Origin of the sequence: Chitinimonas lacunae, assembly GCF_042650885.1 — a bacterium.
Lineage (GTDB): Bacteria > Pseudomonadota > Gammaproteobacteria > Burkholderiales > Chitinimonadaceae > Chitinimonas_A > Chitinimonas_A lacunae.
The window spans coordinates 2,763,899-2,776,236 of record NZ_JBHSBU010000001.1; the positions used below are offsets into that span (position 1 = coordinate 2,763,899).

Annotated in this window: 12 protein-coding genes and 1 riboswitch; of the genes, 5 read left to right on the plus strand and 7 right to left on the minus strand. The window is 64.1% G+C overall.

The genetic code is table 11. The features are described 5' to 3' along the window. Positions 1 to 74: 74 nt before the first annotated feature. On the minus strand, positions 75 to 821 hold the full coding sequence (locus ACFOW7_RS11705; RefSeq protein WP_378164379.1) for a pseudouridine synthase: 747 nt from the start codon (positions 819 to 821) through the stop codon (positions 75 to 77). A gap of 137 nt (positions 822 to 958) precedes the next feature. On the opposite strand from ACFOW7_RS11705, the gene ACFOW7_RS11710 reads away from it, so the two are divergent. Both ACFOW7_RS11710 and ACFOW7_RS11715 read left to right on the plus strand, forming a co-directional pair. Then, positions 959 to 1,720: a tRNA threonylcarbamoyladenosine dehydratase gene (locus ACFOW7_RS11710; protein WP_378164382.1), complete on the plus strand. Its 762-nt coding sequence runs from the start codon at positions 959 to 961 to the stop codon at positions 1,718 to 1,720. A gap of 76 nt (positions 1,721 to 1,796) precedes the next feature. Then, positions 1,797 to 2,018: an RNA-binding S4 domain-containing protein gene (locus ACFOW7_RS11715; protein WP_378164384.1), complete on the plus strand. Its 222-nt coding sequence runs from the start codon at positions 1,797 to 1,799 to the stop codon at positions 2,016 to 2,018. 69 nt (positions 2,019 to 2,087) lie between these two features. Here the strand turns inward: ACFOW7_RS11715 and ACFOW7_RS11720 are convergent, their stop codons facing one another. The 4 genes from ACFOW7_RS11720 to ACFOW7_RS11735 form a co-directional block, all read right to left on the minus strand. Further along, positions 2,088 to 2,888, minus strand: a complete 801-nt coding sequence (locus ACFOW7_RS11720) for a substrate-binding periplasmic protein (protein ID WP_378164387.1) — start codon at positions 2,886 to 2,888, stop codon at positions 2,088 to 2,090. Positions 2,889 to 2,909: 21 nt separating this feature from the next. Continuing rightward, positions 2,910 to 3,641 (minus strand): pseudouridine synthase, encoded by a 732-nt coding sequence (locus ACFOW7_RS11725; protein WP_378164388.1) that lies wholly within the window; start codon positions 3,639 to 3,641, stop codon positions 2,910 to 2,912. Then, the gene (locus tag ACFOW7_RS11730) at positions 3,631 to 3,942 is read right to left on the minus strand and encodes a Dabb family protein (RefSeq protein ID WP_378164390.1); all 312 of its coding nucleotides are present in this window, start codon (positions 3,940 to 3,942) and stop codon (positions 3,631 to 3,633) included. The genes ACFOW7_RS11725 and ACFOW7_RS11730 overlap by 11 nt, the downstream gene beginning before the upstream one ends. 138 nt (positions 3,943 to 4,080) lie before the next feature. After that, positions 4,081 to 4,362: a hypothetical protein gene (locus tag ACFOW7_RS11735; protein WP_378164392.1), complete on the minus strand. Its 282-nt coding sequence runs from the start codon at positions 4,360 to 4,362 to the stop codon at positions 4,081 to 4,083. 75 nt (positions 4,363 to 4,437) lie between these two features. Further along, positions 4,438 to 4,604, plus strand: a riboswitch (cobalamin riboswitch). Positions 4,605 to 4,677: 73 nt separating this feature from the next. Here ACFOW7_RS11735 and ACFOW7_RS11740 point away from each other — a divergent pair. Next, positions 4,678 to 6,630 (plus strand): TonB-dependent receptor, encoded by a 1,953-nt coding sequence (locus ACFOW7_RS11740; protein ID WP_378164394.1) that lies wholly within the window; start codon positions 4,678 to 4,680, stop codon positions 6,628 to 6,630. An 829-nt stretch (positions 6,631 to 7,459) separates the two neighbouring features. Further along, the gene (locus ACFOW7_RS11745; protein WP_378164396.1) at positions 7,460 to 7,840 is read left to right on the plus strand and encodes a hypothetical protein; all 381 of its coding nucleotides are present in this window, start codon (positions 7,460 to 7,462) and stop codon (positions 7,838 to 7,840) included. A 381-nt stretch (positions 7,841 to 8,221) separates the two neighbouring features. Here ACFOW7_RS11745 and metE read toward each other — a convergent pair whose 3' ends face one another. Then, positions 8,222 to 10,516 carry a 5-methyltetrahydropteroyltriglutamate--homocysteine S-methyltransferase gene (metE, locus tag ACFOW7_RS11750; protein WP_378164398.1) on the minus strand — a complete coding sequence of 765 codons (2,295 nt, stop codon included), beginning with the start codon at positions 10,514 to 10,516 and terminating at the stop codon, positions 8,222 to 8,224. Between the two features lie 95 nt (positions 10,517 to 10,611). On the opposite strand from metE, the gene ACFOW7_RS11755 reads away from it, so the two are divergent. After that, entirely contained in the window at positions 10,612 to 11,535 is a 924-nt protein-coding gene (locus ACFOW7_RS11755) for a LysR family transcriptional regulator (protein ID WP_378164400.1), read from the plus strand. Positions 11,536 to 11,651: 116 nt separating this feature from the next. Here ACFOW7_RS11755 and ACFOW7_RS11760 read toward each other — a convergent pair whose 3' ends face one another. After that, the gene (locus ACFOW7_RS11760; RefSeq protein WP_378164403.1) at positions 11,652 to 12,338 is read right to left on the minus strand and encodes an HAD family hydrolase; all 687 of its coding nucleotides are present in this window, start codon (positions 12,336 to 12,338) and stop codon (positions 11,652 to 11,654) included.

Consider the following 12,338-nt stretch of genomic DNA (forward strand, 5'->3'; position numbering starts at 1 on the left):
ACAGCGTGTCCGCCACCACGGTGCCCAAGACGCCAAGCGGCGTCATGGGCCGTGTGGGGTGGTGACCAGGCCGATCAGAACTTTTCGTCGGGCCGCAGATAGCGCCACTGGCCGACCGGCAGATCGCCCAGCGGAATGCGGCCGATGCGGATGCGCTTGAGCCCCACCACCTTGAGGCCGACCAGTTCGCACATCCGGCGAATCTGCCGCTTGCGGCCTTCGCGCAGGACAAAGCGCAACTGGTCGCGGTTCTGCCAACTGACCTTGGCCGGGCGCAGCTCATGGCCGTCGAGCGACAGGCCATGGTGCAACAGGCGCATGCCTTCGTCGCTCAACTGGCCTTCGACCCGGACCAGATATTCCTTCTCGATCTTGGAATCGTCGCCGATCAGGCTTTTGGCGATCCGGCCATCCTGGGTCAGGATCAGCATGCCGATCGAGTCGATATCGAGTCGGCCGGCCGGGGCCAGACCTTGCAGATGACGGGCGGTGAATTCGATGCCGGAGCGGTCGCCCACATAGCGGTTTTCCGGTCGGATCAACAGCGAAGCCGGCTTGTAACCCTGCTCGGCCTGGCCCGAGACATAACCGATCGGCTTATTGATCAGGATGGTGACGCGCTGCGACTGGGCGCTATAGGCGCGGCGGTCGAGTTCGATCCGCTGGCTTGGCAGCACCCGCACGCCCAATTGATCGGCCACCACCCCATCGACCCGCACCCAGCCGTTGGCGATATATTCGTCGGCCTCGCGACGGGAACAGAGACCCAGCTGGGCCATGCGCTTGGACAGACGGAGAGGTTCTTCGGACGATTCAGACATGGGGCTTACCTTGAGGAAGGGAGACGCCGACGGGCGGCGCCATCAAACCGTCATTTTAGCGTCGGCCCGGCGCCCGCGCCCATCGCTGCCGCGTTAGAATCCGCTTTTGCGCCCGGTCTTTCCTTCTATTTCCTGTTATGAGCGACCACGATCTCGACTACCAACGCCGTTTCGGCGGCATCGCCCGCCTCTACGGCGACGCTGCACTGAGCCGGTTCGAAAACGCCCATCTGTGCGTGATCGGCATCGGCGGCGTCGGCTCCTGGGCCGTCGAGGCGCTGGCCCGCAGCGCCGTCGGCCATCTGACCCTGATCGATCTCGACCACGTCGCCGTCTCCAATATCAACCGCCAACTGCACGCCCTGACCCCGACCCTGGGACAGGCCAAGGTCAGCGCCATGGCCGAGCGGGTACGCGCCATCAATCCGCGCGTCCAGATCAGTGAAATCGACGACTTTCTGACCGAAGACAATCTGCCCACGCTGATCGACGGCCGTCACACCATGGTGATCGACTGTATCGACCAGATGCGGGTCAAGGTGGCCCTGATCGCCCACTGCCGTCGGCAGCACATCCCGCTGCTGGTCTCGGGCGGTGCCGGCGGCCGGGTCGACGCCGGTCGGGTGCAGATCGCCGATCTGGCCCAGACCGAGGGCGATCCGCTGCTCGCCAAGATCCGCGCCGAACTGCGCCGACGCCATGGCTTTCCGCGCGATGGCGGCAAATTCGGCATCGAAGCCGCCTTCTCCAGCGAAACACTGCGCCGCCCCGGCAACGCCTGCACAACGGATAGCGGCCCCACCGGCCTCAACTGCGCAGGCTTTGGCTCCTCGGTCTGCGTCACCGCCGCCTTCGGCTTTGCCCTGGCTGGCCGCGCGCTCAATCGCATCGCTGGCTGATTCGGTTCCTTTTCTAATCTGAGGCGCTACACGCCTTGCACAGGTTTTTCCTGTTTATTTCCAATAGGAGGCCGCCATGGCCAATTACCGCTTTCATCTGACTTCGGAATATATCGAGCTGGACAATCTGCTCAAACACCTGGGCCTTGCCCCATCGGGTGGCGCAGCCAAGGCCATGGTGGCCGACGGTCTGGTCAAGGTCGACGGCGAGCTGGAGACCCGCAAGACCCGCAAACTGCGCGCAGGTCAGGTGGTGAGCCTGGGCGACGATACCGTCACGGTGCTGCCGCCGACCTGAGGCCGGTCGGGCCCGATCGCCCCCAGTGTTCTGGGCCGCCTGGACGCTTTGGCGATGGCGGACCGGCCATCAAGGCTGCGGCCCTACCTCCGGGTTCGCTTCCGCCTCGTCGGGACGCGAACTGCGCAGGCGGAATTTGGCGATCAGCTTTTCGGGCATTCCGCTCTGGCGTACTTCGTCGATCACGCTGTCGAGCCGGGCCTTCAGTGCCGCCGCGCCCGGATACTGGCGCGACACCAGCAGATGCAAAGGCTGCTCACGCGCACTGACCGGGGTATCGAAGGTGGCAAAGCGCGAACGTTGGGCCGGGAAATGGTTGCCGATCAGATACCAACCGACCAGCTCATCCTGCACCACCGCCTCGGCCCGTCCCAGCATCAACAGCCGGAAGGCGCTCTGTTCGTCGCTGGTATAGCTGATCTGGGCGCCATGGCGGCGCAACAGGTCTTCGTACCAATAGCCGCGCGGGGTGGCGATCTGCCGGCCGGCGAAATCGCTGAAGCGCTCGAAGCGCTGCGGTACGTGTTGATGGGAACGGTAATAGAACAGGACCGAACGGGAAATCAGCACCGGCGAGCTGAAATCGAAGCGGCGGGCGCGTTCCTCGTTGTGGGCATAGGGAAAGGCCGCAAACACCAGCCCCTGCTCGACCATCGCTTCGGCGCGCGGCCAACTGGTATAGCGGTAGACCGGCTTGAGCCCGGCCCGGCGGAACGCCTCTTCGACCAGCAGGGTAAAGATGGCCCGCTCGGGTGACTTCTGCATCACATAGGGCGGCCACTCGCCGGTGGCCAGCGGCACCTCCTGCGCTGCAGCCACAGCCAGACCGCCGTATAGCGCAGCAATTCCCCAGATTATCCTGATCCCCATCGTGGCCCTCTCCTATCGGTTTCAGGATAGCCAAGGCCCGTCCACCCCCAAAGCCAGTAACGCATCGCGTTCGAGATAACGCCACTGTCCCGGCGCCAGATCGGCCAGACCACCCTCGCCGAGCACCAGCCCGCCCAGGGCCACCCGATGGAGCGCTTCGACCCGATTGCCGGCAGCGGCCACCATCCGTTTGACCTGATGGTATTTGCCCTGGTCGATGGTCAGCGCCAGCAGCCGCTCGTCGAGCGCCTCGGCGCCCAGCGCAGCCAGGGGCGCCGGTTCATCATGGAGTTGCACCCCCTCGCGCAGGGCGGCGAGCTGACTTGCATCGAGCGGATGGCGGACTGCCGCGTGGTAGCACTTGGAGACATGGCGGCGTGGCGAAGCGAGGCCATGGATAAAGCTGCCGTCGTCGGAGAGCAGCAGCAGGCCGGTCGTATCCTGGTCAAGCCGCCCGACACACTGCACGCCACGTTCGCGCAAGGGCAGCGGCAACAGACCGAAGACGCTGGCGTGGTGCTGCGGGGTACGCGAGCATTCGACCCCGGCCGGTTTATGCAGCGCCAGATAGACCCGCTCGCGGTACTGCCAGGGCTCGCCATCGACTTCAAAGCACCAGCCGGTCTCGTCGAGGTCGAGTTCCGGGTCGAGCCAGGGTTCACCGGCCACCGTCAGTCGGCCGGCCTGGATCAGCAGGCGACAGCCCTTGCGGCTGCCAAAGCCCTGCGACTGCAACAGACGTTCAAGCTTCACCGGCGCTCTCGTAGTGGACACACACCCGATCGCTGCACAGCGTACCGACAAAGGCCGAGGCGGCGCGGTAGTCGGGATGGTTCTGATAACGCTGCAAGGCAGCAAAGTCGTCGAATTCGGCCAGCAGGGCCAGATCGTAGTTCGAATGCGGCGAGGCGACATTGCGCCCCACTTCGATCCGGCGCAGTTCCGGCACCACACTGCGCAAGCCTTCAAGCGCCGCCTTGACCGCCACGGCATCGAGTTCGCGCTGTACCGCGTCCTTGGCCTGGAGTTTCCACATCACGATATGCCGCAGCACCGGATTTCCTTTCCCGTTGGGGCCTGCCGCCTGGGCAGGGTCAAAAATAATAGATTTTCAGGAATCTATACTTTTACGTTTATCGCCGCTACAGGTATAGCAGTGTTTTGTCTTGATTATTTATTATTTGATTTTCCACTATTCATCTTCCGCCCCTTCTCCATCAGGAATGCCGTAGGCGGTGAGGACATAGTCATAGCGCCCGGCCAGCAGCGGCTCGGCCACATAGGGCTGGAGCAGCGGCAGTTTGTCGGGGGTAATGAAATACGACAGCACCATGTCCGGATCGGGTCGGCGCTGTTCGGCCGTGAACAGCTGGGCCAGATAGCGGGTCGAGATGGTGGGGGCCACGGTCAGCTGGCCGACGAAGGCGCCATCCATACCGGTTTCCCAGACTTCGATTGCACGCACGATCTTCATAAGACATCTCCCGGATAGGCTGCCGATTCTACGCCCGCCACAGCCGGACGCCAGTACAGGGCCTCGCTTATAATGGCCAGCTTTTCGCCGTCGGGTGCTCCTTATCGGAGTGAAACAGGGAAGCCGGTGCGGTCGCTCACGACCCAGGCCGGCGCTGCCCCCGCAACGGTAAGTCGCGTTGCGCTCCCGCCGGAGACGCCCACGCGACCAGCCCGGAGACCGGCCCGGCGGCGGAAAACGGCAAGCCGGCATTCCCAGCGGCTCGCCGCCCCTGATCCCGCTCGCGGAGGGCGAGCACACCGGAGAGTTTTCCCCATGTCCAGCCTGATTTCCCTGGCCGTCGCCGCACTCGGCGCTACGGCTGCTGCCGAACCCGCATCGCCCGAAGTGGTGGTGGTCACCGCCACCCGGCTGCCCACCAGGGCGGCCGATCAACCGGTCAATCTGACCGTGATCGACCGCCGCCAGATCGAACGCTCCGCCGCCTCGGGCGTGCTCGAACTGCTGCGCGGCGTGGCCGGGTTGCGGGTCGGCAATATCGACAGCCTCGGCAACGGCAGTATCGATCTGCGCGGCTTTGGCGTGACGGGCGCGGCCAATACCCAGATTCTGCTCGATGGCATCCGCCTCAACGACAACGACCTGTCCTCGCCACGGCTCGGCGCCCTGTCGCTCGATCAGATCGAGCGGATCGAAATCGTGCGCGGTGGCAGCGTGGCCCATGGTGGCGGCAGTTCGGGCGGGGTGATCAATCTGATCAGCCGGCGCCACAGTTCCGGCGCCGGGCTCAAATTCGGCAGCCACGACAGTGTCGATGGCCACGGCCACTGGCGCGGCGGCAATGAAGACTGGCGCTTCGGCCTCGACGGCCGCTATGCCGAAACCGATGGCGAGCGGGCCAATAGCGCCGCCCGCAGCCGGCGCGTGGCGGCCGATCTGGGCTGGCAGGGCGCCGCCGTGCGCCTGAGCGCCGCCGCTTCGGCTGAACGCGAAGATCAACGCTTTCCGGGCGTGCGCCGGGTCGATCGCGCCAGCGGGCTTGATCAGTTCCAGCACGACCCCGACGGCAGCGACAGCCCGAACGACCACGGCCGGGCCGAATCGTGGCGCCAGGCACTGCGTGGCGAGGGCGAACTCGGCCAAGGCCGCTGGGCGGTCGATCTGAGTCGGCGTCACAAGCGCATCGACGGCTTTTTCGATTACGGCGGCGGCTATAGCTCGGCCGACCGGCGCGATACCGACGAAACCCGCCTGTCGCCGCGTCTGGCCCTGCCGCATCGCTGGTTTGGCGTGGCGAGCGACCTGACCGTCGGGGCCGATGTCGGCCGCGCCGACAGCGAGCGCTGGGACGGCCCGCTTATCCCATCGACCTGGAAGGGCGACAGCCGGCTTGATAGCCGCGCCGTCTGGTTCGACCATGGCAGCCATCTCAGCGAAGCGACACGACTGACCATCGGCGCCCGCTGGGAGCGGGCCGAGCAGCGTGTCTCGCTGCTCGACTGGAGCGGTGTCCTGCAACAGAGCGAACGGACCGACACGCTGCATGGCTTCCAACTGGGGCTGCGTCAGCGGCTCGACCCGCACTGGTCGCTCTATGGCCGCATCGGCCGCAGCTACCGATTGCCCAATAGCGATGAACTGGCCGACAACGCCGAGCTGAAGCCGCAGACATCGCGCGATATCGAAGCCGGGCTCGAAGGCCGCAGCGGCGCCATCGCTCTGCGGCTCGCGGTCTTTGCCATGCGGCTCGACGATGAAATCGCCTTCCAGCCCTATGTGAACGGCTTTGGCCGCAATATCAATCTGGCACCGACCCGGCGCCGTGGCGTCGAATTCGAGACGCGCTGGCACCACGAGCAGTTCGAGCTGGGCGCCAATCTGGCCTATACCGTGGCCGAATTCCGCTCTGGCGTGTACGGCGGCATCGATGTGGCCGACCGCGATGTGCCGCTGGTGCCGCGCTGGCAAGGCAATCTGCACGCCGGCTGGCAGTTCCGCAGCGACAGCCGGCTCGATCTGCAATGGCACGGCAATGGCCGCAGCCGGCTCGACAACGACCAGGCCAATCGCGGGCCGTGGCTCGCCGGCTATGGCATCGTCGATCTCAAGCTGAGCCACCGCATCGACCGCCTGACGCTCAGCCTCAGCGCCCAGAACCTCGGTGACAAGCGCTACGCCAGCTATGGCGTCAAGGGTGGCGGCGAGCGCTACAACCTCTATCCGGCCGCCGGCCGGCGCTGGTGGGTGGGCGCTGACTACCGCTTCTGAACCTGCGCCGGGAAACTCGACGTCCCGGGTCCGGCCACAGCGCCGCCGATTCAGACCGAGCAACCCGCGTTGCTCATGACGCCGATTGAAACGGCAAGGCGCCAAAAAACCGGACCCGAGCTGAACAGGCAGCGCCGCCCGCGCTGCCTGTTTGCTGCTGGCCACTCGGCCAGACAAAACAGCCCGTCATTACCGCTGCACTTTGTCCGGGAATTTATCGCACATCTCTCTCCGGCCTATTCCGCTTCCGCCTGATTCCTCGATTGACCATTATTAAGCCGGTTCTTGTCGAGTAGCGTTGCACAGCCAATGAATGCCAGGCAATTATTCCCTGGCAACATTGCCGATATTTTTCTCCACACCTTATCCACTGTTTGACTGACAGCAAATCCCCTTGCCTGGAAAAGTGGCTATCGGCGGACTCAGCAATATTCCCAACATTTCTGCCGACCCCGCTTTTGGACAATGCAGAATTGGCTCCTTTCTGCTCCAGCCACTCTGCAAACCAGATCCAGCCTACAAAGCAATCTCCACAAATGCTTCTTGAACAGATACGACATTTTCAGCCAACGAAAAACTTTCCCACAAATATATTTTGAATAGAACCGACAACCATTTCATCAACCCCTAATGGGGTTTAGCACAAACCACGACATTTCATTGCCAATCAGCCTTTAGGCCATGGCCTTCCAAAAAATCCTCATTAGAATAGCCGCATCATTCACCGCAACGGCGGCAAGAATGATTGAAGCGGTTGAATCCGGATATTTCTCAATATCAACCGCCATATACAATCATCATTTTCCATTTAAAAAACGGAGATTACCAAATGAAAAAACTCACACGGAAACTGCTGCTGACTGCTGGTCTCGCCATGCTGGGTGTGGCGGCACAAGCGGGTTCGTTCTGTACCAAGTCAGCCGACTCACTCGAACTGCGCTGCGGTTTTGCCACTCCGGAACTGGCGGGCGCCTGGGCCTTTGGCGTTGATAGCAAAGGGACGATGCGGGGGCTGGAGTATTTCGGCATCGTCCAGGTCTGGAATGCGCCCTACTACTATCCGATTGCAGCACTGCCCCAAAGCGGGCCGCGCACCAACACCAATCTGTTCTGGTCCTTTCTGCGTCACGGCACTCCGAACGAGGTACGGGCAATGCATGTGATCATGTGGGATCCCAATGTCGAGGTTCAGCACGACTTGGAGGAGTAAGTCCGCCAGTCTGGTGTCCAGATCCAGGGACACCCTGTTGAAGGTATGACAGGCCAGGCAGGACGGCGCGGTCATCGACCGCGCCGTTTTCTCGACTGCATGCCAAAGGCGGTCCGGCAAGGGGTGCCGGACCGTTAGGGGAGAGAATGGAGAGGCCAGGGCACGCACTTCAGGGCAGCGACACACCAAGCAAGCTGCCTCTGCGGAGCGTCCCGGACCATCGCAGGCTTCACCCGGACATCAGCCGAGTACTGCGGCAGCCGGAGGGAGACTGGGCGAGATTTGAATGAATTATTACTTTTAATCCATTCTCCGCGATACACATAGCAGTTACTTTGCTCATTTATTGATTTTCTTAAGCAACCCCTCCCAACCGGCCAATCAGGCCGACACCGACTGCTTATCCTGCTGACGCGACTCCGCCAGACGGCTGCGCAGCCGCTTTGCCGCCGCCACCATATTGGCCAGCGCCGCTTCGGTCTCGCTCCAGCCGCGCGTCTTGAGGCCGCAGTCGGGGTTGACCCACAGCCGCTCGGCCGGGATCACCGTCAGGGCCTTTTCGAGCAGCCGCTGCATTTCGGCGCCATCGGGCACGCGTGGCGAGTGAATGTCGTAGACGCCCGGTCCGATCTCGTTGGGGTAGGCAAACTCGGCAAATGCATCGAGCAGCGTCATATCGGAGCGGGCCGTCTCGATGGTGATCACATCGGCGTCGAGTGCCGCAATGGCCGGCAGGATGTCTTCGAATTCCGAGTAGCACATATGGGTATGGATCTGGGTGGCCGGATCGGCACAGCCCGACGCCAGCCGGAACGCCGCGACCGCCCATTCAAGATACGCCGGCCAATCGGCACGCCTGAGCGGCAGGCCCTCGCGGAAAGCCGGCTCGTCGATCTGGATCGCGGCGATGCCGGCCCGGTCGAGATCGGCCACCTCGTCGCGCAGTGCCAGCGCAATCTGCCGGGCCACCACGGCACGTGGCAGGTCGTCGCGCACAAACGACCACTGCACCAGGGTGATCGGGCCGGTCAGCATGCCCTTCATCGGCTTGTCAGTCAGCGACTGGGCATAGCGGCTCCAGGCCACCGTCATCGGCTGCGGCCGCGCCACATCGCCCCAGATCAGCGGCGGCTTGACGCAGCGCGAACCGTAGCTCTGCACCCAGCCATGACGGGTGGCGGCAAAACCGTCGAGCTGGCTGGAAAAGTATTCGACCATATCGTTGCGCTCGGCCTCGCCGTGGACCAGCATATCGAGGCCCAGCGCTTCCTGCCGCTCCACCGCCAGAGCAATCTCGGCGCGCATTGCCGCCAGATAATCGGCTTCGGCCAGATCGCCACGCTGCCAGGCGCCGCGTGCGGCACGGATGGCCGTGGTCTGCGGGAAGGAACCGATGGTGGTGGTGGGCAGCAAGGGCAGGTCCAGCCTGGCACGCTGCGCGGCATAGCGCACCGGATAGGGCGCCGAGCGGCCCGCATCGGGCGCCGCGGCCAGCCGCGCCGCCACATCGGCGCGCTGCCGACCGGGCAGATGGGCAAAACGCGCCCGCGCCTGCCGTTGCTGCTCCAGCGCCTGGAACGACACCGAGCGGCCCAGTTCGAGCGCCCGCGCCAGGATGGCGAGCTCGCTCAGTTTCTGGCGGGCAAAGGCCAGCCCGTCGCGCAGGCCCGCTTCGAGCCCGTCTTCCTGTTCCAGATCGACCGGGACATGCAATAGCGAACACGACGGCGCCAGCCACAGCCGCTGCCCCAGCCGACGTTTGACTGGTTCGAGCACATCGAGCACGGTGTCGAGGTTGGTCTTCCAGATATTGCGGCCATCGACCACCCCAAGCGACAGCACCCGATCGAGCGGCCAGTTGCCCAACAGCGGCTCGACCTGCTCGGGTGCGCGCACCGCATCGAGATGGATTGCCGCCACCGGCAGCTCGCGCAGCAGCGCCGCCCGCTCGGCCACGCCGGAGAAGTAGGTGGCCAGCAGTATCCGTGGACCGGCCACCGCCAGCTCGCGATAGACCGGGGCAAAGGCGGCCAGCCATTCGGGCTCCAGATCGAGGCCAAGGATGGGCTCATCGAGCTGCACCCAGGCCACGCCCAGCGCGGTCAGCCGCTGCAACACCCGACGATAGGCCGGCAGCAGCCGCGCCACCAGCGCCAGCGGCTCGATGCCCTGGACCCGGGCCAGCCGCAGCAGGGTCAGCGGACCGACCAGTTGCGGCTTGACCTGGAAACCGGCCAGCAGGGCTTCGTTGATCTCGTCGAACAGCCAGTCGGGACCGCCGTCGAAGCGGCTGTCGGCGTCGAATTCCGGCTTCAGATAGTGATAATTGGTGTCGAACCACTTGGTCATCTCAAGCGCCGGCTGGCCGGCATTGCCGCGCGCCAGTTCGAAATACTGGCGCCGGTCGAGCCGGTCCGGCGCAAAGCCGAAGCGGGCCGGCAAGCCGCCGAGCAATACGGCGGTATCGAGCACATGGTCGTAATAGGAGAAGTCGCCCGCCGCGACCAGGGACAGGCCGGCCTCACGCTGCCAGCTCCAATGACGCAGCCGCAGATCGCGGCCGACGGCGGCCAGGCCCGCTTCATCGAGTTCGTTGCGCCAGAAGGCTTCCTGGGCAAATTTCAGTTCGCGCCGGGCGCCGATACGGGGAAAACCCAACAGATGCGTCGTCAACATGGTCACTCCTCAAGGTTGATCTGTGAGTGGCATCATGTTGGTCGGAACCGTATTATTCAAACTCATTAAATTACACAAATACATGAGGAATTCTCATGCACCCACTGCTCGAACTGCGCCATCTGCGTACCGTGGAAGCCCTGGTGGACAGCGGCGGGGTCAGCCGGGCCGCCGAGCGGCTGTTTCTGACCCAGTCGGCGCTGTCGCACCAGTTGAAGCAGCTCGAAGACCATTTCGGGCTGGCGCTGTTTGAACGCAAATCCCAGCCGCTCAAGCTGACCCCGGCCGGCCAGCGGCTGCTGACCCTGGCCCAGGAAGTTCTGCCGCGCGTCCAGGACGCCTGTCGCGATCTGGCCAAACTGCGCGATGGCGCAGCCGGCAGCCTGCGGGTGGCGGTCGAATGCCATACCTGTTTCGATTGGCTGATGCCGGCGATGGACGAATACCGGCCGCGCTGGCCCGAGGTGGAACTCGATATCGTGTCGGGCTTCCATGCCGACCCGGTCGGGCTGCTCCATCGTGACGATGCCGATCTGGCCGTGGTGTCGGAGCGCGATGAGGATGAAGCGGTGCACTACTTTCCGCTGTTCCGCTATGAAATCGTCGCCTTGCTGGCCAATGGCCATCCGCTGGCCGACAAGCCCTGTCTCGACGCCAGCGACTTCGCCAGCGAGACCCTGATCAGCTATCCCGTGCCCGACGATATGCTCGACCTGATCCGCCAGGTGCTGCGTCCGGCCGGCATCCAGCCCAAACAGCGGCGCAGCAGCGAACTGACGGTCGCCATCCTGCAACTGGTGGCGAGCCGACGTGGCATCGCCGCCCTGCCCGCCTGGGCCGTGGCCACCTATCTCGAACGCGGCTATCTGGCCGCCCGGCCGATCACCGCGCGCCGGCTCTACGGCGAACTCTATGCCGCCGTCCGGCCCAATCGGGCGACGCTGGCCTATATCGAGGATTTCGTGGCTACGGTCAGAGCGACCTGTGCGGCAAGCCTGCCGGGGATTGTGCTGCTGTAGCCGATGGCTGCGTCAGGCGGCGCCGGACATCGAGGACGCGCGCCATCGACCAAAAGGAAAGTTTCTTGCAAATCACCTGCAAGACTGGATGCGACCTATATTCAAATAAGAAAAATTTATTCCAATCCTTCTTCATCACGTAGACTCAGCACCGCCCAACCACGCGCCGTGGCATGGGCCAGCAGGCGCGGGTCGGGATCGACGGCGACCGGCCGGTCTACCTTTTCGAGCAGCGGAATATCGTTGACCGAATCGCTGTAGAACCAGCGCTGATCGAAGTCTTCCCAGCGCCGACCGAGGCGGGCGAGCCAGGCATCGACATGGACGATCTTGCCTTCGCGCAGACAGGGCTCACCGATCAGACGGCCGGTGAAGTCACCCGCCGCATCGGCCTCGGGTTCGGTGGCCAGCAGGTGTTCGACACCAAACAGCGCGGCAATCGGTTCGGTCAGGAAACGGTGGGTCGCGGTGACGATCGCGACCAGATCGCCCGCCGCCAGCCGCTCGGCCACCAGCGCCCGGCTGCGCCGGGTCAGCATCGGCTCGACCCGCTCGCTCAGGTATTCGCGCCGCAGCGCTTCGAGTTCGTGGCGGCGGAACGGGGTCAGCAGACTCAACTGAAAAGCGTAATAGGCCGGCACATCGAGCGTGCCCTCGCGGTACTGGCGCTGCCAGTCGGCACAGCGCTCGGCATGGATGGCCGCGTCAAGGTGACCGCGCGCCAGCAGGAATTCCCCCCAGGCCATCTCGCTATCGCCGGACAGCAAGGTATGGTCGAGGTCGAACAAGGTCAGGCGGGTCAT